The following is a 19,856-nucleotide window of genomic DNA, read 5'->3' as shown; positions in this document are numbered from 1 at the left end:
AGTGTTCAACCCCGCGAAATTTGCGGCTTTATCCAATTTCCCGTTTCCTACTCCATGTCAGCGACCGATAGCCCCGTTTCTTCGAATTTCATCCGCCACATCATCGCCGAGGATTTGGCCGCCGCTAAAAACAACGGCAGGGTCGCCACCCGCTTCCCGCCCGAGCCCAATGGCTATCTGCATATCGGCCACGCCAAATCGATCTGCTTGAACTTTACGCTAGCCGCCGAAAACAACGGCACCTGCAATCTGCGTTTCGACGATACCAATCCGGAAAAGGAAAGCGTCGAATATATGGAATCGATCGAGCGCGACGTGGCTTGGCTGGGCTTCCAATGGGCCGGCAAATACCACGCTTCCGATTATTTCGAGACCTTGTACGACTATGCGGTGCAATTGATTATGCAAGGTCAGGCTTACGTGGACAGTTCCACGCCGGAACAAATGCGTTTGGATCGCGGCACGCTGACCGAACCCGGTAAGCCTAGCCCGGACCGCGACCGCCCTATCGAAGAAAACCTGGACCTGTTCCAACGCATGCGCGCCGGCGAGTTCGCCGACGGCCAATACGTGCTGCGTGCCAAAATCGACATGGCTTCGCCCAACATTAATATGCGCGACCCGGCGATTTACCGCATCCGCCGTGCTCATCACCACCGCACCGGCGACGCCTGGTGCATCTATCCGATGTACGACTACACCCACTGTTTGTCGGATATGCTGGAGGGCATCACCCACTCGATCTGCACGCTGGAGTTCGAAGACCACCGCCCGCTCTACGACTGGGTCTTGGACGAACTAAAAACGCCGTGCCACCCGCAGCAAATCGAGTTCGCCCGCCTGCAACTGGAATACACCATCGTCAGCAAGCGCAAACTACTGCAACTGGTCACCGAAAAACACGTCACCGGCTGGGACGACCCGCGCATGCCGACCATCTCCGGCCTGCGCCGCGCCGGCGTACCGCCGGAAGCGATCCGCGATTTCTGCGAGCGCATCGGCGTGACCAAGAAAAACTCCTGGATAGAAATGAGCTTTCTGGAGACCTGCATCCGCGACAACCTCAACGACAACGCGTTACGGGCGATGGCGGTCTTGCGGCCGTTGCGCGTCGTCATCACTAACTGGGAAGACGGCAAGAGCGAGACTTACCAAATCGCCAACCACCCGCAAAAACCGGAAATGGGCAGCCGCGAAGTGGCGTTCGGCAAAGTGATATTGATCGAACAAGACGACTTCATGGAAAACCCGCCGAAAGACTTCAAACGTCTGGTGCCCGGCGGCGAAGTGCGCTTGCGCGGTTCTTACGTGATCAAATGCGAGGAAGTCATTAAAGACGCCGCCGGCAATGTCGTCGAACTGCGTTGCAGCTACGACCCGGCCACGCTGGGCAAGAACCCGGAAGGCCGCAAGGTCAAGGGCGTGATTCACTGGGTCTCCGAGCAACACGCGCTGCCGGCGGAAATCCGCCTCTACGACCGCCTGTTCAGCCACCCTAACCCGGACACCCTGGACAACTTCCTGGACGGCATCAACCCCGACTCGCTGGAAGTCTTGACAGACGCCCGCGTCGAAGCCAGCCTCGCCAACGCCACGCCCGATACCCGCTACCAATTCGAACGCACCGGCTATTTCTGCGCCGACAGCGTCGATAGCCAACCGGGGAAATTAGTGTTTAACCGGACGGTGACGTTGAGGGATAGTTGGGGGAAGTAATTTGAATTTGGCCTATGAGTAGGTAGGGTGGAAAAGCGCAACGCCTTCCGCCATTTGACTTTTCGATCTGTGGTGCATGACGCTATCGCTTATGCACCCTACGGTCCTAGCCGAAGTGGTGCGGAATGCCACCCTAACATAACGGTCAACATGACGCTCCGCGATAAAGCCGCGCAGCGTCGGTTTCCACTACGTTACGCTCCGGTACCAATAACTTTCAGCGTCTGGCCGCCACATGACTCCTCGAATTCATCCTACCCACGCTAAAACCTCACTGAAGGCTATGCTGTCGATTCTTGCGGTTTCGGTAGTGCCCTTTGCATACTCATTTTATGCCGCATATCAGCTGAACGACGACTCGCTGGAGACAATAAGCATTGCCGTGCTAATGATGATGTGGATTTTTGTGATGCTGATCGGAGCGCTACGTATGTACGTCGCCAAGTGCCCGACTTGCAACCGATGGATGCACCGGCGCACTAAACAGCTTAGCGCGCCTGAGACCATTCACTTCACCTGCGAAAAATGCCGCATCGACTGGGATTCGACAATCGCGAAGAGCGATTAGCCCGCCACTGGTGTCCGGCACATCCGCGTATAGACCGCAACGCCGATTCGCCGATTGCAAAACCCGGCAATCCCATCAACAATAAGGAATATCTTTAGCCTAAGGATCAGGAGTGCCCCATGTCCGTACCGATGCCCAAATCGAACCACTTGACGCCGGAAGATTATCTGGAAATGGAATTGTCCAGCCCTGTCAAACACGAATATCTGGCCGGCGAGGTGTTCGCGATGACCGGCACCAGCGACAGCCATAACCTCATCGCCGGCAACCTCTACATGCTGTTTCGGGAGCACTTGCGCGGCACGCCGTGCCGAGTGTTCATGTCCGACGTCAAATTGAAGGTCGCCGCGGCGGACGCGTTTTTTACCCCGATCTGATGGTCACTTGCGAGACCGCGCCGGATAGCCATTTCCGCGAACAGCCGAAACTGGTCGTCGAAGTCCTGTCGGATTCCACCGCCAAATTCGACCGCGAGGACAAGCGCCAGCTATACCAGTCACTGGACAGCCTGCAAGAATATGTACTGGTCGCGCAAAGCTGCATGGACGTGCGCGTTTACCGGCGTACCGACGACGGTTGGGACATGAACATATACACCGACGGCGCCACAATCCCGCTAGCATCGGTTGAACTGAATATCCCCATCGACAGCATTTACGAAGCGGCTTGGGATTGACCCGCCGCTCCTGGAACCGAAATGACCCTGAACGCTGAACTAATACAACATTTGCAACAAACCACCGGCCGAACGCTGCAAAATCCGCGCATCGCCAGCGTCGGCGGCGGCGACATCAATGCCGCTTACCGCTTGCGAGCCGACGGGGTGGATTGGTTCGTCAAGCTGAACCGGGCGTCGCTGGCGGACATGTTCGCCGCCGAGGCCGCCGGATTGCGCGAACTGCGCGAATCCGACACGGTCGAGGTACCGGAGCCGATTTGCCACGGCCGTTTCGCCGACCAATCCTATCTGGTGTTGCACTTTGTCGAGCTTGGCCCGCTGCATTCGACCGCCGCCGGCCGCTTCGGCGAAGCGCTGGCGGCTTTACATCGGATACGCCAGCCCTGGTTCGGCTGGCATCGCGACAATACGATAGGCTCCACGCCGCAATTCAACCGGCGCGCCGACGACTGGGTCGAATTTTGGCGCGACCGGCGCTTGGGCGAACAATTGCGCATCGCCGCCGAGAACGGCCATGGCGGCCCGTTGCAAAGCTTGGGCGAACGCTTGCGGGAGCGCGTCGGCGAGTTTTTCAGCGATTACCGCCCCCACCCTTCGCTGTTGCACGGCGATTTATGGGGCGGCAACGCCGGCTGCGACGCGCAAGGCCAACCGCTGATGTACGATCCGGCGTGTTATTACGGCGACCGCGAAGCGGACATCGCGATGACCGAATTGTTCGGCGGTTTCAGCCGCGATTTCTACGCGGCCTACCAACGAGAATATCCGCTGGACAGCGGCTACAAAACCCGCGTCACGCTCTACAACCTGTACCACATCCTCAACCATCTGAATTTATTCGGCGGCGGCTATCAGAGCCAGGCCAAGCGTATGATGGAACAGCTCCTGGCGGAATTGGGTTAAACGCCGTCGATGTCCCGCTCCGTTCGCCGTTCCGACTCTTTTGCCCCTACCCTCAATCGCGGCTAACGCTTCACCTGCAGCTCCCCACGATGCCTAGCTGAATTCGCCGGCCTCCGCCGCGACTTGCAATAGCTTGGCGAAGGCTGCGCTATCCAAACAGTTGCCGAAAAAGTAGCCCTGCACTTCGTCGCACTCCAGTTCGCGCAAAAACGCCGCCTGTTCGGCGGTTTCGACGCCTTCGGCCAATACCGTCATCTTCAGACTTTGACCCAGGGCGAGAATGGCGCGGGTAATGGCGACGTCGTTGCTGTCTTGCGGAATGTCCATCACAAACGAGCGATCGATTTTCAGTTTGGCGACCGGCAGTCGCTTCAAGTATCCCAACGACGAATGCCCGGTACCGAAGTCGTCGATCGCCAAGGTCACGCCCAACGCGCGCAATTCTTCCAGCACGCCGACATTGGACTCCGCTTGACGCATGATATAGGTCTCGGTGATTTCCAGTTCCAGACAGCTCGCGGGCAAGCCGGTCGAGGCCAGGGTCCGGCTGACCATCGCCAGTATATTGCCGCGCTCGATTTGCACGCCGGACAAATTCACCGCGACGCGAGGCAGATTCAAGCCGGAATCCAACCAACTCTTCATTTGCCGGCAAGCCATCAGCAGCACCCATTCGCCGATCGGTACGATCAAACCGCAATCCTCGGCGATAGGAATGAATTTGTCGGGCGGGATCATGCCCAATTCGCGATGAAACCAACGCAGCAACACTTCCGCGCCGGCCAGACGGCCGTCGCCGACCCGGTATTGCGGCTGGTAATACAATGTCAGCTCGCCGCGCGCCACGGCTTCGCGCAACTCGCCTTCGAGATGCAGCCGTTCGTTGGCGCGGGCGGTGAGATGGGCTTCGTAAAACTGGAAATTGCCCCTGCCCTGTTCCTTGGCCCGGTACATCGCCAAATCGGCATGTTTGATCAGCGTGGTCGCATCGTTGCCGTCGCCGGGAAAGCGACTGATGCCTATCGAGGTGCCGATGTCCAGGCGATGGCCGGCGACGTTAAACGGCAGGGTCAGCGCGCCGAGAATTTTGGCGGCGATCCGTTCGATGTCCGGTTGGTGGCGAGTGTCTTCAAGCAGAACGATAAATTCGTCGCCGCCCAGACGGGCCACGGTATCGATTTCCCGCAAACTGTCCCTGAGACGCTGCGCCACCGCGCGCAACAGCTCGTCGCCGACCGGATGACCCAAGGTATCGTTGACGTGCTTGAAACGATCCAAATCCAGGAACAAGACCGCCAAGCCCTGGCCGTCGCGCTGCGCGCGCCGCAACGCGTGTTCGCAGCGCTCGTTCAGCAATTGGCGATTAGGCAGACCGGTCAACACGTCGTAATAGGCCAAGCGGTGAATGTGCTCGGCGTTGCGCTTTTGTTCGCTAAGATCGTAAAACACGCCGATGTAATGCAGCAAGCGGCCGTCCATCGCTCGCACCACCGAGATGCTCTGCCACAGAGGAACCACGCCGCCGTCGCGGCGGCGATCCCAAATCTCGCCTTGCCATTTGCCGTCGCGTTCCAGAGTGCGCCACAAATTCCGGTAAAAATGCGCGTCCTGATTACCGGATTTCAACAGTCTGGCTTTGTGGCCCAGCACCTCGGGCGGCGCGTAACCCAGGATTTCCGAAAACGCCCGATTCACCTTGATGATGCGGGTCTTCGCATCGGTAATCATGATGCCGTTCAAGCTGTTGTCGAACACGCTGGCCGCCAGTTCCTGCTCCGACTCGGCATCGCGCTGGGCCGTAATGTCCTGCACCGTGCCGAACGAGCGTAGCGGCCGGCCGTCGCTGTCGTAATGCGTGACGCAACGCTCGTGTACCCATTTGATTCGATCGCCGGCCAGCAACAAACGGTGATCGATCGCGAACGCGCACGGCGAGTTCAGCGACTCGGCGTAGGCCTGATCGACGGCGGCCCTGTCGTCCGGATGCACCAAGGCCAGAAACGCTTGATAGTTGGCCGGCGCCCGCGCCGCGTCCAACTCGAATATCCGGCAAACTTCCTCGGACCAAATCAAGCGGTCCGCCGCTAAATCCAGCTCCCAATGGCCCAACTGCGCGATATGTTGGGCTTCCTTCAACAGGCTTTCGCTACGCCGCAAACGGTTTTGCTGATTCTTCAACGCACTGATGTCGGTGGCGCAAATCACCGCGCCTTCTTCCTTACCCTGCGGGCTGTGCAGTAGGCTTGCTTCCATCCAATAATCGTGGAACGCGCCGCTCGAATCGGCCAGACGGTGCTCGGCCGCGTAACCGTCGGCCCGACGCAGGGTTTCGAACAACGGCGAATACACCGGCCACGGCAATTCCGGCAATTGGTCCATCAAGGTTTGCAATTCGTCGGGAAACAGCCATTCGTCCAAAACGCGACCCTCGATCGCCGCCGCTTGCTCGCCCATCGCTTCGGCACAACGCCGATTGATCTGGCTTATTCTGCCGTCCGGACCCAGCACGATCACAAGCGCGCCGGTGGTGTCCATCACCCGCTGCGTAAAATTGGTTTGGTTGAGTTGCCGTAGATTCGCCGCCCTTAGCGCGCTGCTTTGCGTCTCCAACGCCCGAATCATCGCGTCGGTTTGCTCGGCGCCCTTCACCATTTGCTGTTCCAACGCGGAATTCGCCAGCCGCAACGCGGCCAGCTCCAACCTTAGCCACTCCAATTCGGCTTGCAGGGCCTGGTCAGTCATCGCCGGCTCCAATGTAACTACGGATCAGCGCCACGGCCGGCGCCACGGCGGCCGCGACCGGCGAGGATAAACCCGGCCGAAAGGCCGACACGTCGGCGGATTCGACCGCGACGATACGGACGCGCGGCGGCGGCTCGGGCATCGCTTGCAAGGCTTGCAACAAATAGCCGACCCCGCCGCCGTGCCCGACCGGCGCGGCTTCGGCCAGCACATCGCCGGCCGTCAATTCCCGCAAGCGGCCCGGCTCGGCACCCGGCGCCAGGCTATCGACGATGATGGCCTCGCCGCAGTCCCGAAACAACATCAACGCGTTCAAACCCGAGGTGCCGGCGTCGAACGCCCGCCAACCGTCCGGCAGCGGAGTTTCGCTTAGCCGCGTATACACCGCCGCGCCGAAGCCGTCGTCGCCGTGCAGCGGATTGCCGAAACAAACGATATGCGGCATCAACGTCACCGTCACGGCAGGAAACGCCAGCGTTTGCCGGTTTCCAGCATATGCACGGTACAGACCAGGCAAGGGTCGTGAGAACGGATCACGTGGCCGATTTCAACCGGATCGTCGGGGTCGGCCACGCTCAGCCCCACCAGACTTTGCTCCCAGTGGCCGGGAAGCCCGGCGCTGTCGCGCGGCGAGGCGTTCCAGGCGGTCGGCGTGACGATCTGGTATTTTTCGATCACGCCGCCGCGTATCCGCAGCCAATGTCCCAGCGCCCCGCGCGCCGCCATGATCAGGCCGTAGCCTTCACCGTCGATTTCGGCATGCTTGGCCGGATTGGCGATATGCGGCTCGCCGAGATGTTCGGCCAATTCGTGCAAATGCCGTTCGGCCTGCGCCAATTCGTAAGCGATGCGGCGAACCCTGGCAAATTGCCGCAACCAGGCGTTGCCGCCTTCGGTCGCGTAAAGATCTGCGATTAAGGCGTCGCCGCCGATCAGCAATTCGGCCAACGGGCCGGTTTGCACGACCTTGTCGGCGTAGCGCGGCGCTTTCGCCCAGGTGTAACGATCGCTGCCGGGTTGATAATCCGGAATCGTCTCGCCCTGCCAGGGATGGCGGCCGCCCGAATACGGCCGGAACCAGGAATGGCGGACGTGCTCGCTAATCAACGCTTGGTCGAGTTCGGCAATACGCCCGGTATCGCCGTCGTAGAATCCGCCCGGCACCAATCGAGCGCTGTGCGGCGCGTCCCAACGCAGTGGATCGCACCAAGCGCCGAAACTAATCATGTGCGGCGTACCGGCCGCCATCCGCTGTAAACCCAAGTCGCGCGCGCAGCGGCTCATCAAGCCCAACGCGCTGGCGGCATGCGCCGGCCGCTCCAGCCACGCGAAATAGTTGGCGGCGCTATCCAACGCGAGCCATTCGTCCAGCGGCGCGCCGATCACGATGCGCTCGTACCATTCGCGCAGCTCGGCGAAGATCGTCCGGCAGGCCAGCAGCCGGCGGGCATCGGCCGGCGAAGTGACGCCGCCGGGCACCATATACGATGAATGCGGCCATTGCCCGCCGAAATGGGCGACGACTTCGACCACTCTTCGGGTAATCGCCAAAGTTTCCCGGTGCACGCGCCCGGAAAACGGCGCGAACTCGGCATCGGCCGCCGCGAACCACGGCCGGTCGCGGTAGCGGGCGTTGCGGAAATCCGGCGCGAAAAACAGGAAGGTTTGCCGCAAATCGTTTTGGATGCCTTCCGCGATCAGGCAAACGTTACGAATTCGGGTGGCATTGGCCGGCACCGGCACGCGCCAGGCGTGCTCCAAGGCCAGCACCGCCGCGTACAAATGCGCGGTGCCGCAAATCCCGCACACCCTGGGCGTCAGAACCAACGCGTCGCACGGACTGCGTCCGACCAGAATTTGCTCGAAACCGCGATACAGAGTGCCGACCGTACGCGCTTCCACGACAACGCCGTCTTCCAGACTCAGCGCCAGTTCCAGGTCGCCCTCGACCCGGTTCAAATTGACATTTAGCTCGACCCGCGCCATCAGACGTCCATATCCTTGCCCTCGACCCGCGCCGGCGCGGCCGCCCTAGCCAGATTCTTGTAAGCCATGTAACGCGCCCGTTCCACGCCCATCGGCAATCGCACCGGGATGTCGCCGATTTTTTCCGTGCTGAACAAATCGACTTCACGCGGAAAATCCGGCGAAGTGCAGCCGAAACACGGCACCCCGGCGCGGGTCTTGCTGTTTACGCCGTTCCACAAGTCGCTGTTGCACACCGCTTGCGTCATCGGTCCCTGGCAACCCAGATTAAAAAACAGACACGCCTTGCCGCCGAATTCGGTATCTTCGATGTCGTATTCGTGGTACTCGTTGCGGGTGCAACCTTGGTGCACGACAGTATTGAAGAAGGCGAGCGGCCGATTCAGCTCGTCCAGCGGCAAGGGCATGCCGGCCGCCAGCCAGGCCAGGGTTTGCGTCATGGTATGCGGATGGGCCGGACAGCCGGCCAGATTGACCACCGGCCAGCCGCGCCGCGAGCGCCATTCCGCCGGCAGCAAACCGCTCGGCAGGTCGCGGTCGAATTGCAAGCCGATGCAGTCGCTGGGATTCGGCGCGGCGGCATGCACGCCGCCGAACGCCGCGCAAGTCCCCATCGCCACCACGACGCCGGCGCGCTGGGCCAGCTCGCGGACAATCTCCATCCGTGCCCGCCCGCGATAACTGTCGTACAAGCCGGTGCCGCGCGGCGCGGTGACAATGCTGCCTTCGACGCAAAGTATATCCAGCGTCCGCTCTCCGGCGCCTATGGCTTCGATCAGGCGGTCGTGCTCGCGCATCGACGCGCTGGATAAGGACGGATGCCAGAGCAGCTCGACGCCGTGCGTCGCGAACAGTTGCTCGATGCTGGGCGATTGGGCACTGAGTATCGCCAGCGATTCGCCGCCGCATGCGCCGGTTTGTAACCAAAATAACGTCGCCACCACCACTCCCGAATACCGTTTGGGAGGCATTGTATTGAAATTGGCTCAGATCGGCCAATTTCGAGCAAACGGCTGATACATCGCCCGCGCGTCGCTGTCCCGCCGATACCGATTCAAGCGCCGCTCCGGCCGCGCCCGCGACTAAGCGTAATAAGACTGCTTCTAGGCGAGCATGGATTAACGCAGCCTACCCTGTCCCGCGCAAACTCGGACCAGCCGCCGGCGACCATCTTGACCGCTAGCGCCGAGTGGCGTCGTATTGCTGACCGTCGTCGGTCACCGCGCTACCGCGCGTCGGCGGCACCATCACGCTGACCGCGCCCTGACAGGACAAACCGGCGTAGCTGGCGGTAAAAGCCACCCGATAGGCCCGGCCGTTGCCGGTGAAAGCCTGGTTTTTCGGCTGCTGGCCTTGGCGCTCCGCCCGCAACTGCAGTATATCGAGCGCCAGCGGCTTTTTCGCGCTGCGCTTGGTGCGGGTGATTTTGGCGTCCGGACTGGTTTTGTCTTTCAGCGCCGGGTTTTTCAACGGTTCGTCCTGGCTTACCGCATCGATACGCAAATCGTAATTCGGTTTGGCGGTATCAATACCGGGACCGGTGATACCCTGAATCAGCACTTTTTGCATCGCGCCGTTCGGCGACCATAAGTAGGTTTTGCTGGGCCGGGCTTGCGAGCAATCCAGCAAACCGTCGTCGTTGTTGACGACCACATCAACCGTCGCTTCGGCCGAGGCCGGGCTAGCCGCATCGTCGGTCACGGTCAGTTTGAAACTCAGAGTTTCCGAGCCGCTGGCCAGCCAGGGCGCGGTGAAGCTGGCCGTAGCGCTTTGCGGGTTATGCAAGCTGACGGCGGTACCGCCGGTCTGCTCCCATTGATAACTCAAACCGTCGCCGTCGGCATCGCTGGCGCTGCCGGCCAAGGTCACCAAACCGGCTTCGGCCACCGACTGGTCGGCGCCGGCATCGACGCTGGGCGCGCGATTGCTTGGCGGCGGATTGTTATTGCCGGCGTTGACAGTGATCGTCACGGTATCCGGATCGCTTTGCAGACTACCGTCGCTGACGGTCAACCCGAACACCAGCGTGCCGGCCGTGGCCGGCGCGGTAAAACTGGGCCGTTGCGCGGTGGCGCTGGACAGCGTCACCGTCTCGCCGGATAGCTGCGTCCATTGATACGCGGCGATCGCGTCGCTGTCCGGATCGCTGCTGGCGCTGCCGTCCAGTTGCACGGTGGCGCCGGTATCGACGGCCGCATCCGCGCCGGCCTCGGCCGTCGGCGCGTGATTGACGCTGGGCACGCCGGCCGCGATCACCACGGTCGGCACCGATTCTATCGTCTCGCCGCCGGTCAGATTGGGCAGACTGCGCACCTTGACCGCCGCCAGTACCGTCGGCGCGCCGACATCTGCACCGCCGCCGCGTATCGCCGCGACCAGTTTGTCTACAGTCAAGGCATTGGGCAGGCTACCGTCGTTCTGAAACTGAATATGGCCGACTTCGCCGACCGCCAAGCGGGCACCGACACTGCTCGGCGTCTCCGAACGCGGGAAACCCAATTCGCTGGTAAAGGTAAAACCGTCCACGGTGGCCACGTCTTCCTGCGGTTCCCAACGATCGGACTGGGCGCTGTCGTCGCCGAATTGTTCGACCACGATGCCGGGCAATTCGGGCGCGGTGTAGTCGAAGGCCAGCAACAGTCCCGAGATATAGCTGGTGGCGCCGACGCCCGGCACCAGATTGGACGCGACGTTGGTCAGGCGCAAATCGACGGCCGGCAAGCCGTTCGTGTCGATCACGTCCTCGAAATGGGCGGTGGCGACGGTCTGGCCGGTACCAGCGGCCGGCGTCAGCCGGTAATTGAATACGAGGTCCAATGTGGCCGCATCGGCCGCGCCGCCAATCAATGTCGCGGCGATGCAAAGCGCCGATAATGGTTTGTTCATGGCGTCTCCGCGCAAAGCTTAAAATTTCAACCGCACGCCGACCCAGCCGCCGCACGGCGCGCCAGGTCCCAGAAAGCGCGGGTTGCTATAGTTTTGAAAGCCCGGCAACTCGTTGGCTTCCCCCAACATGCCGAAGGATTCGTAATCGGTATCGAACACGTTTTCCATGATCAGGAAGGTCGCCAGATTCGGCGTCCACTGATAATTGGCGTGCAGATTCATGACGAAATAGGGATCGGTCGAACCCAGGAAATTGCCTTCGTCGCCGCGCAGAAACTGCCCGGAATTGAACAGGCCGTCGCCGCCGACCGTCAGCGCCGTCGTGACCGGCACGGTCAAACCCAGTTTCAAACTGTGCTGCGGAATACCGGGAATCCGATCGCCTTTTTCCACCGGAATCACCGCGCTGTATTCGCCGTTGGCGCCGAAGGTTTCGATCCGGGCCGGATGGGTGGGACTGCTGACGAAGAAGTTGTTCTGGAAAGTGGCGTCAACGAAGCTGTAGCGCAAATACCAACGCCAATCTTCCCGGAATACGCCGGATAAACCCGCTTCCATGCCGACCCGGCGGGTATCGCCGACGTTCGAGAAAAACCCGACATTAGACGTCGCGCCGCCGGTGGATTGAAAAATGATGTCGTTTTTGTTGATGGTATGAAAAAACCCGACGTTCCAGCCCGTGTCCTTATCGAGCTGGCCGCGAAATCCGGCCTCGAAGCTTTCGGCGACGACCTGCTGCAAATGCGGATCGGCCAAAAAGGCGTTGGGCAGCCGGCATTCGGCGTTGGGATCGGAACAGGCCAGTTCGACGATGGTCGGCGCTCGCGCCGATTCGCTGTAACCGCCGTAAACGCCCAGTTTGTCGTTGACTTTCCAGGTCAAACCGGCTGACGGGTTGAAACGGCTGTAAGCGTGGTTGTCGTTCAATTCCGGACTGTTGCCCAAGCTGTCCAGCAAACGGATCACGGTATCGTTAAAGCGACCGCCGAAGCTCAAGGTCACGCGGTCGGTCAAGTCCAGCGCATCGTTGAAAAACGCCGACCAAGTCGTGGTCCCGCCTTTCAGGCCGGTGGCGTCGTCCGGAATGAAAATGCCGGAGCGGCTGGTACTGCGGTCTCCCAACAAACGGACGATTTCCACCTGCGAGCCATAGTTGACGACACCCCGGTTGTAACCGAAACCGGTAATCAACTGATTGTTCAAACCGAACAATTTATGCTGAAACGTGGCTTGACCGGTGGCACCGAAGCTTTTTTGCTTGCGAGTGCTGATGTTATTGATCGCGTTCAAAGGCTGGTCCGGATTGTCGTAACCGACCGGATTGCCGTTCTGGTCGCGGACTATCCATTGCGACAGGATGTCGGAACCGGCCATGCCGGCGATGTCGTCGGGACAGTCGCCCGGCTCGGCGCGTTCGCGGGAAATCCCCTGGCTGGCCAGGAAGGACCAAAAGCTATCGCCGCTGTAACCGTCGCTGCCAGGAAACAGCGGATAGGCCGGCAAGCCGTCGAGATTGCGGTCGTACAGCGCGCCGGCTTCGGAACAATCGATGTAGGCGGTATCGTCGCCGTTGAAGGATCGCGTCACCGTATCGCGGTAAAAGGCGTTACCGGCCAGTTGCACCTTATCGTTGAGCCAATGCGTGCCTTCCAACGTGAAAAATTTCATGTCGTTTTCGGTGCGGTCGGGCGAGGTAAATATCGCCGAGCGGTTGTCGCGCAACAATTCGGTGGGGACCGCGCCGTTGCCGATCAAGTCGCTGTTGCCGTACAAGGCGCTGAAATCCAGCGACGATTTGTCCGAACGCCAGCCCAGCGAACCGTAGACGTTGATGGCCTCGGACGGCGAGGAATCCCGCCAGCCGTCTTCGGCGAAGCGCCGCACATTCACGAAATAGCCCAGACTGCCGTCGTTGCCGCCGCTTTCGGCCGACACCACGTTGCGGCCCCAGGCGCCGCCGTAAGCCTCCAATTCGTGGCCCGGCGAATTGAAACCGTTCTTGGTTTGCAGCGATACCGCGCCGCCCAAGGTATTCAAGCCGAACAAGGGATTGGCGCCGCTGAACACGTTCATGCTCTTGATCATCGATTCCGGCAGCATGTCCCAGTTGACGGTATCGCCGAACGGATCGTTATAGCGCACGCCATTCACATACACGCTCATCCCCATCGGTAAACCCAGCAACGGCGACGCGGTGAAGCCCCGAAAATTCAGGTCCGGTTGCAGCGGATTGTTTTGCGCGGCATTCAACGTCACACTGCCGGTGGTACGGTTCATGAACGAGGTCAGGTCGTTGGCTTCCGAGCGGTCTAAGTCCCGGTCGGTGGCGGTTTGCACGTTGGCGGGAATTTTGTCCTTGTCCAGGCCGACGCCGTGTACCGGCGTCACGTCGACGACTTCGACCGCTTCCAGGGTATCGTGACCGGCCGTCTCGGATTCGGCGGCTTCGGCGCCGAACGCGGCGCACAGAAAGGCAAAGGCCACCGGCTTGGCGGACTGCTGTAATGGCTTCATGAACTTGATAAACATGGGGGGCTGCGACCGATAGGGCCGCAACCCGGTTGAACCGACGCGCCGACCGGGCGCGCGACTAGCTTTCAGCGCGACCGACGTTTGCCGAGCAAACCGATGCCGGCCAGCGCCGATAAAAATAACGGCAGCGCGGCGGGCAACGGGACCGGCGCCATCGCCAGCACGTTCAAACGATTCTGCGCCGGATTGCCGCCGGTGGCCGAGTTACCCCAGAAGCCGCTGCCGGCAACGCCGCGCAAGGCCGGATCGGCGTTGCCGGTGCCGCGCAATTTGATCCAGCCCAGCGCGTCCACTTGCTCCGGGTGCAAGGCGTTTTCGACGGCGTTGGCCGGATTCAGTAAATTCGCCACGCTGATGCCGGAAAAGCCGGCGCTGTTGTAAAGGTCTATCGTACTGCTGGTGCCGGCCAACAAGGTCTCGGCGCTGAAGTTGTACTCTTGTTCGAAGGCCGGATCGCCGGCCGCCGCGCCCCAACCGTCGGTGGCGCCGTCTTCCTGCCATTCGATGCCGCCGCTCAAGCCGCCGGAAGTGACCGGCGCCAGATTGACGCCACTGACATAGCTCCAATGCTGGTTATTGAATTCGTAACCGTTGTCGGTGGAGGTGCCGGGAAAATTGAGTTCGAACGAAGAGATCCACACCTTGGTACCGGCGACGCCGCTGGAAAATTGCGCCAGGTCGCCGGCGGTCAATTGCACCCGCACGCCACCGTAGCCCTCGCCGTTCAAGCCCAGATCGGCCAAATCGGTCACGGTAATGCTCGCGACGTTAGCGACGCCACTGCTGCCGTACAGATTGGTGGCGATGTAATTAAAGTTCAGGGTGGTGGTCGCTGCGGACGCGGCGGACAGGTTCAAAAGGGTTGCGCCAACCACCAGCCAGGATTTCGTTGAAAGTTTCATCGTTATTATTGTTTGAATTGAAATGGAAAAAACAGCCAAGCATTAGCGGCCGCGCCGCCTCCCGGCGGGAGCAGAGCCTGGAGTCGGCGCGGCGCTAACAACGGTTTAAGCGCGGCGGCGCCGCAACACCCCGAAGCCGGCCAAGGCCGAGGCGAATAACGGCAACGCGCCGGGGACCGGCACCGGCGCGGCGGTCGGCTCGACCGCGCCAACCACCAAGGTCGCGACCGACTCGATATTTTCGCCGCCGGTAATCGCACCCAGGCTACGGACTTTGACGGCCGCCATGATGTCCGGAATAGAAGCGTCTGCCGAGTCGCCGCGCAAGGCTTCGACCAACGAAGCGACGGTCAAGTCGCCTTGCTCGAGTCCGGTATCCCACCAAAACTGGATATGCGCGCTATCGCCGACCCGCAAACTGGCCAAGCTGGTCGAGGAAGACGGATTCGAGGTGCCTTTGGGAAAACCCAATTCGCTGGTAAAGGTAAAGCCGTCGACGGTCGCAACGTCTTCTTGCGGCTCCCAGCGGTCGGATTGGGCGTTGTCGTCATCGAATTGCTCGATAATGATGTTGGGCAATTCTTCGTCGGCAAAATCGAAAGCCAGCAACAAACCGGAGATATAGCTGGTGGAGCCAACGCCGGGTACCTGATCCGACGCGACGTTGGTCAGGGTCAAGTCGATGCCTTTAAATCCGGTGCTGGTAATGACGTCTTCGAAATGAGCCGTGGCGATCGTGGTGCCCAGCGCGCCCGCGCCCGGCGTCATGCGGTAGCTGAAATCCAGATCCAGCGTGGCCGCCGCCGCGCCTTGGCTCAAGGCCAGACCGATACCCAGAGCCAGCGAATTGACGGAACGGCTTAACGATTTTGGGAGGTAACTCATGTTGCGTCCTTTTTCCGAGATTAAGAAAGAATTTTTCTCGGCTATTCTCGGGAAGCGGCGCGAAATGGCTTAGGGAATTTTTCCCGGTATTAGACTGAATGTTTCCCGATGTTAAATTTGGTTAACGATTAACCAGTTAGCCGGCAAAAAGCCTGCTACGCGGCCGGATCGATCGCCGCCCTCATTGACGCCGATGAAAACCACGGCGTACGGATTCACGCGGAGCCTTCAAAATCGGCGCTTGCCCGAGTTTTCAAAGGTCGCTAACGAACAATAAATTGAAGCCCGGTTTGTGGGAACACTCCGGCGTGACCGATAATAGAATCCAGCTGGAAGCCGAGAAAGCCGGGTATCGTTGCCGCTCCACCCGGTCCACCTCCGTGGTTTTCCGGCGGCGTAAGCCTCGCCGATTGCTACCACACTCGCGATCGCGCCGGGCGCTTTTTAAGTCTTTCCGGCGGCGGCCGGCACTACGAGGACACAGCATGTACTACTCCAATATGTACGAATTCGGCGTACACAACACAACTGTCGGCGTCACCGGGTTTGTCACCTGCATCGGCGTCGTGTTCGTAACCAACCAACAGCTATACGCCATCCACATTCCTCAAACGCCGGCAAGATATGCCGACGCACACCGCGAATTTGGGATGTTCATCGCCCGTACCGAGGGACCTAGAATTCAGGGCGACATCCTGGTGTTCTGTAACAGTCCGCAGCGGGCGAACGTCGTCAATGAATTGCGGCCTTTAATCGGCGCCCTGAATGTCAATACCAGCACGCTCTACCGGCTGAATGGCCCCGGACTCAATAACGCGGCAAACGCCGCCGCGGTCCAGGTGGACCGGGTAGTTGCGGGCGTGGCCGGCTTTGGCGTGAGCGTGAAGTACGAAGTCAATAACAACATCGCCTGGGTTGCCGGGGGTACCGCGCCGAGCGGCCGATATGCGCCAGGCGGACTGGGTGGCGGCGTCGTCCCGAATGCACCGGTCAATTGGGTCAATGTCACCGCGCAGAATTGCCAAATATCCAACCCCTGGTGATTTTGCCCATCCCCAAGCGCCGAACTTGGGGATGCCTCGCCGGCAAGCTCCGCCCCTGCAAAGCCTGGGAACCGGTGGAATCGTCGGCACACTTGAGTCTGGCGCCAGCGGCGGTCTATATTAATAATTAATACATCGACACCTTATCGGGAGCGAGATCATGGCTGGAAATACTTCCGTCACTTTAGGCGACCACTTTGATAACTTCGTGCAGGAAAAATACAGCAAGGCCGTTCGCGCCGGTTTGCGTAAACTGGAAGAAGAGGAACTTAAGCTGCAAACATTGAGAGCCAAGCTACAAGCCGGCGAAGACAGCCTGTTGCAGGAGGATTTCGACCAAGAGCAATTTCTGGCCTCGATGCGAAAAAAACATAGCCAATGAAGCCCAGCTATCGTATTAGGCTGAACGCGACGGTCGGCATGTTCGGCGATTTGCAGGAGATTGAAGGTTTGGAAATGCGGGCGCTTGGAATAGATGATGAGTTGGAGTGAGCTATCGACCCGACGGTCGATCTGGTTCCCAAACTGCAGCTGGGGAACAAGCGGAAAATCTGACCATGAAACCGGAATGGGTTGAACTCGTCTAATGAAAGATTTTTAAGTACTGCTGATGTTTGGTATATTTCATTTAAGTATCTATTTCTTAGAAGGAAAATATGAGCCGCTTGAAATCTACGTTAACTGCATAATAATGAAAAGAAGATACCAGCAGTTTAACAACAAGCGCGTAATCAAAGAGCTAACTGTTTCCGAACGCCAACAATGCAAAGAGCTTGCGAAACAAGTGAAATACGTCGGCAATCCGGAACATAAACAAAACCCCGGCGACTTTGTACTTACACCGCCTAGCGGAGCGCGTCCGGGGAAATCTCTGTGCGATGCGGTCAATATATTTTCCAAGCGTATAGCCCAATCGTTATTGAAATTGGGCTTGCAAAAAGGACTGGTCAGCGAGCGTTATCACGGCGACTGGCCGCAAAATATCTGGTCAGTTACAGAAAAGGGCGAAGCATTGGAAGCGCAACTCGATAACAAAGAACAAGGCACTTATCACGGCTACCCTATGCCGGAATCCGACCCAATGGCAAACGAAGTGATTAAACGATGGAAGCTGTCTAATGGCTGAACTTAAATTTAACTTCGACTGGGCGGCTGCCGGACATGATGTCCCGGAACTCGCCAATACTATGGCTGAATTGGCTTTGCATGTCGGCAATGTCAACCTGACCAGAAACGACAACATTTGGGCCAAATCGGTACGCGATTCGGTTTTAGTATCTGCTTACCCTTTGGCAATGTGGCTAGCCTCGTCATGGTGGCGGCTCAATTTCGAACCTTTACCCGCCCATGGAAAACCGCCCTCTGTTGATTGGCGAATGGCACACGAAATCGGTGCCGCCAACCACGGCTTCGTATGGCCAAAAGCCGTATTTGCATCGGATAGCGAGGTCATACAAATTTGGGCCGAACCGTCCTGCGCTACGATTCAACAATCCGTCAAATACTTGAACAAGTTAGATGCCCACGCTTCTGTCAAATTGGCTGATTTTCAGCGTAGTGTAACTGGGTTTGTCGAGTCCGTTATAAGTCGCCTGGAAGCCGTCGATTGCAAGAACAGTCACTTGTATAACCTCTGGCAGTTAATTCAAGAAGAAATTGCCGATCCTCAGAGTGCCGACTACCGAAAGCTGGAAGCCGAATTAGGCTACGATCCGGACGAATGCCCTGACGCAATAATGGCGCATGCTCAAAAACTTGAGCAACGCATGGGAGCAGAAGCGCTAACCGAATTGGCGCCGGTATATGGCAGAACAGCCGGCACCGAACCTCTGAAAGCCATTGACGAGATAATCGAAGGTCCCGGACTAACCGGAAAGCCGGAAATGCCGCAGTTGGCCGAATCTGAATCCTCGACCGGGCTTCCGTGGCAACGAGCCATAGCCGCCGCAAGAAAATTGCGCCAATGTTTAAGTAACGAAGAAGCTGCCATCGACAACAAACAGCTTTACGGCTTGCTGGGCCTAACGGAAGACAACGTCGAAGGTTGGGTGCCTCTAACACGTAGTAGTGCCACTGTTGCAATACCTACAAACGGCGAGCACTTCAAGTTTGTACCACGAAAAAAACATCCTCAAGCAAAACGTTTTGAATTGGCACGCCTATTAGGCGATTTCGTTTTGACAAGCAACGCCAATCACCATTGGCTTACAAGCACCGATTTATCCACGTCGAGGCAAAAATATCAACGCGCATTCGCCGCCGAATTTCTTTGTCCGATAGATGCGCTGAAAGGTTTCTTGGACGGAGATTATTCGGAATCCGCAATTGAAGAAGCCGCTGAGCATTTCCGTGTAAGCCAAGCAACGGTCGACAGTTTGTTAAAGAATAACGGCCTTGTCTACTCCATGTTGGCCGGATATACGGACACCGCCTTACCTTATCGCTTAGGCGCTTAAATTCCGTAATGGTGGGCACGGATGTTTGTGCTCACGCAAAATATGGTTCGGAACTGGTGATAGTGTCGACTCCCAAGCCGGAGCTTGGAAATCCCAACTCTCAGAAGCGCGAGTTTCCGTTCCAACTAACTCTCCTTAGCCCATGACCCGCAGCCGCTACCGAGTCCGGCAAAATCCAAGCCCGCACTTCCTGACTGCGACGATCAACCAGTGGCTGCCGCTGTTTACTCGCCCTGCGACGGTAAATATCGTGCTGGGTTCCTGACGAACTTTACCGTACGACAGCGGGTTTCAGCTTTACGGTTACGTGATCCTGGAAAGTCACCTGCTCCTGATCGCCGCGTCGGCGGATTTGAGCCGGGACATGCAACGGTTTAATTCTTATTGGTCGGATTCTCGGTAGTGCTCGTCATTTCGGCAGGGATTGCCGAAATCCGGACTCCACGGACGGATCGAAGCTTGCCAGCCATGGCATCGGATGCCCGCTTCCCGGCGGGCATGACGGCGTTGCTTAAGGGTAAAGGCTCACCGCCAAGCAAATCATCGGTCATTTACAGC

The 19,856-nt window shown here is 59.0% G+C and carries 15 protein-coding genes and 1 pseudogene; 8 read left to right on the top strand and 8 right to left on the bottom strand.

What is annotated here, in order from left to right; genetic code table 11:
• Positions 1–54: 54 nt before the first annotated feature.
• The 4 genes and pseudogenes from ACP4CD_RS02980 (at position 55) to ACP4CD_RS02965 (ending at position 3,866) form a co-directional block, all read left to right on the top strand.
• Complete coding sequence (locus ACP4CD_RS02980; protein ID WP_426993441.1) at positions 55–1,716, top strand: glutamine--tRNA ligase/YqeY domain fusion protein; 1,662 nt, start codon at positions 55–57, stop codon at positions 1,714–1,716.
• A 283-nt stretch (positions 1,717–1,999) separates the two neighbouring features.
• Positions 2,000–2,284 carry a hypothetical protein gene (locus ACP4CD_RS02975; RefSeq protein ID WP_426993439.1) on the top strand — a complete coding sequence of 95 codons (285 nt, stop codon included), beginning with the start codon at positions 2,000–2,002 and terminating at the stop codon, positions 2,282–2,284.
• A gap of 119 nt (positions 2,285–2,403) precedes the next feature.
• A pseudogene (locus ACP4CD_RS02970) lies at positions 2,404–2,960 on the top strand (Uma2 family endonuclease).
• A gap of 21 nt (positions 2,961–2,981) precedes the next feature.
• Complete coding sequence (locus ACP4CD_RS02965; protein ID WP_426993437.1) at positions 2,982–3,866, top strand: fructosamine kinase family protein; 885 nt, start codon at positions 2,982–2,984, stop codon at positions 3,864–3,866.
• 93 nt (positions 3,867–3,959) lie between these two features.
• On the opposite strand, the gene ACP4CD_RS02960 is transcribed toward ACP4CD_RS02965, so the two are convergent.
• From ACP4CD_RS02960 to ACP4CD_RS02925, 8 genes are all read right to left on the bottom strand, one after another.
• On the bottom strand, positions 3,960–6,608 hold the full coding sequence (locus tag ACP4CD_RS02960) for a sensor domain-containing protein (protein ID WP_426993435.1): 2,649 nt from the start codon (positions 6,606–6,608) through the stop codon (positions 3,960–3,962).
• Positions 6,601–7,053, bottom strand: a complete 453-nt coding sequence (locus tag ACP4CD_RS02955; protein ID WP_426993433.1) for a hydrogenase maturation protease — start codon at positions 7,051–7,053, stop codon at positions 6,601–6,603. Before ACP4CD_RS02955 ends, ACP4CD_RS02960 begins: the two co-directional genes overlap by 8 nt.
• Positions 7,054–7,064: 11 nt before the next feature.
• Entirely contained in the window at positions 7,065–8,594 is a 1,530-nt protein-coding gene (locus ACP4CD_RS02950; protein WP_426993431.1) for a nickel-dependent hydrogenase large subunit, read from the bottom strand.
• Complete coding sequence (locus ACP4CD_RS02945; protein ID WP_071158435.1) at positions 8,594–9,535, bottom strand: NADH:ubiquinone oxidoreductase; 942 nt, start codon at positions 9,533–9,535, stop codon at positions 8,594–8,596. Before ACP4CD_RS02945 ends, ACP4CD_RS02950 begins: the two co-directional genes overlap by 1 nt.
• A 238-nt stretch (positions 9,536–9,773) precedes the next feature.
• Positions 9,774–11,480, bottom strand: coding sequence for a PKD domain-containing protein (locus tag ACP4CD_RS02940; RefSeq protein ID WP_426993429.1), 1,707 nt, complete (start codon positions 11,478–11,480; stop codon positions 9,774–9,776).
• A gap of 18 nt (positions 11,481–11,498) precedes the next feature.
• Entirely contained in the window at positions 11,499–14,009 is a 2,511-nt protein-coding gene (locus ACP4CD_RS02935) for a TonB-dependent receptor (RefSeq protein ID WP_426993427.1), read from the bottom strand.
• A 68-nt stretch (positions 14,010–14,077) separates the two neighbouring features.
• Positions 14,078–14,914 (bottom strand): VPLPA-CTERM sorting domain-containing protein, encoded by an 837-nt coding sequence (locus tag ACP4CD_RS02930; RefSeq protein ID WP_426993425.1) that lies wholly within the window; start codon positions 14,912–14,914, stop codon positions 14,078–14,080.
• A gap of 105 nt (positions 14,915–15,019) precedes the next feature.
• Positions 15,020–15,799: a VPLPA-CTERM sorting domain-containing protein gene (locus tag ACP4CD_RS02925; protein ID WP_426993423.1), complete on the bottom strand. Its 780-nt coding sequence runs from the start codon at positions 15,797–15,799 to the stop codon at positions 15,020–15,022.
• A gap of 485 nt (positions 15,800–16,284) precedes the next feature.
• On the opposite strand from ACP4CD_RS02925, the gene ACP4CD_RS02920 reads away from it, so the two are divergent.
• The 4 genes from ACP4CD_RS02920 (at position 16,285) to ACP4CD_RS02905 (ending at position 19,298) form a co-directional block, all read left to right on the top strand.
• Positions 16,285–16,842, top strand: coding sequence for a hypothetical protein (locus ACP4CD_RS02920; RefSeq protein WP_071158132.1), 558 nt, complete (start codon positions 16,285–16,287; stop codon positions 16,840–16,842).
• Positions 16,843–17,002: 160 nt separating this feature from the next.
• The gene (locus ACP4CD_RS02915; protein WP_426993421.1) at positions 17,003–17,224 is read left to right on the top strand and encodes a type II toxin-antitoxin system ParD family antitoxin; all 222 of its coding nucleotides are present in this window, start codon (positions 17,003–17,005) and stop codon (positions 17,222–17,224) included.
• A gap of 228 nt (positions 17,225–17,452) precedes the next feature.
• Positions 17,453–17,968 (top strand): hypothetical protein, encoded by a 516-nt coding sequence (locus tag ACP4CD_RS02910; protein WP_426993420.1) that lies wholly within the window; start codon positions 17,453–17,455, stop codon positions 17,966–17,968.
• Positions 17,961–19,298, top strand: coding sequence for an ImmA/IrrE family metallo-endopeptidase (locus ACP4CD_RS02905; RefSeq protein ID WP_071158128.1), 1,338 nt, complete (start codon positions 17,961–17,963; stop codon positions 19,296–19,298). Before ACP4CD_RS02910 ends, ACP4CD_RS02905 begins: the two co-directional genes overlap by 8 nt.
• Positions 19,299–19,856 lie beyond the last annotated feature (558 nt).

The organism is Methylomonas stagni (assembly GCF_050154735.1).
Classification (GTDB): Bacteria; Pseudomonadota; Gammaproteobacteria; order Methylococcales; family Methylomonadaceae; genus Methylomonas; species Methylomonas koyamae_A.
Note: the sequence above shows the minus strand (reverse complement) of the source record. Positions and strands in the feature narration are given on the sequence as shown.

Bases quoted from the DNA above. Each gene is read 5' to 3' on its own strand.
- ACP4CD_RS02950 (WP_426993431.1), bottom strand. From the start codon at position 8,594: ATGGCGCGGGTCGAGCTAAATGTCAATTTGAACCGGGTCGAGGGCGAC.
- ACP4CD_RS02975 (WP_426993439.1), top strand. From the start codon at position 2,000: ATGCTGTCGATTCTTGCGGTTTCGGTAGTGCCCTTTGCATACTCATTT.
- ACP4CD_RS02940 (WP_426993429.1), bottom strand. From the start codon at position 11,480: ATGAACAAACCATTATCGGCGCTTTGCATCGCCGCGACATTGATTGGC.
- ACP4CD_RS02965 (WP_426993437.1), top strand. From the start codon at position 2,982: ATGACCCTGAACGCTGAACTAATACAACATTTGCAACAAACCACCGGC.
- ACP4CD_RS02905 (WP_071158128.1), top strand. From the start codon at position 17,961: ATGGCTGAACTTAAATTTAACTTCGACTGGGCGGCTGCCGGACATGAT.
- ACP4CD_RS02925 (WP_426993423.1), bottom strand. From the start codon at position 15,799: ATGAGTTACCTCCCAAAATCGTTAAGCCGTTCCGTCAATTCGCTGGCT.
- ACP4CD_RS02935 (WP_426993427.1), bottom strand. From the start codon at position 14,009: ATGTTTATCAAGTTCATGAAGCCATTACAGCAGTCCGCCAAGCCGGTG.
- ACP4CD_RS02920 (WP_071158132.1), top strand. From the start codon at position 16,285: ATGTACTACTCCAATATGTACGAATTCGGCGTACACAACACAACTGTC.
- ACP4CD_RS02980 (WP_426993441.1), top strand. From the start codon at position 55: ATGTCAGCGACCGATAGCCCCGTTTCTTCGAATTTCATCCGCCACATC.
- ACP4CD_RS02955 (WP_426993433.1), bottom strand. From the start codon at position 7,053: ATGCCGCATATCGTTTGTTTCGGCAATCCGCTGCACGGCGACGACGGC.
- ACP4CD_RS02915 (WP_426993421.1), top strand. From the start codon at position 17,003: ATGGCTGGAAATACTTCCGTCACTTTAGGCGACCACTTTGATAACTTC.
- ACP4CD_RS02930 (WP_426993425.1), bottom strand. From the start codon at position 14,914: ATGAAACTTTCAACGAAATCCTGGCTGGTGGTTGGCGCAACCCTTTTG.
- ACP4CD_RS02960 (WP_426993435.1), bottom strand. From the start codon at position 6,608: ATGACTGACCAGGCCCTGCAAGCCGAATTGGAGTGGCTAAGGTTGGAG.
- ACP4CD_RS02910 (WP_426993420.1), top strand. From the start codon at position 17,453: ATGTTTGGTATATTTCATTTAAGTATCTATTTCTTAGAAGGAAAATAT.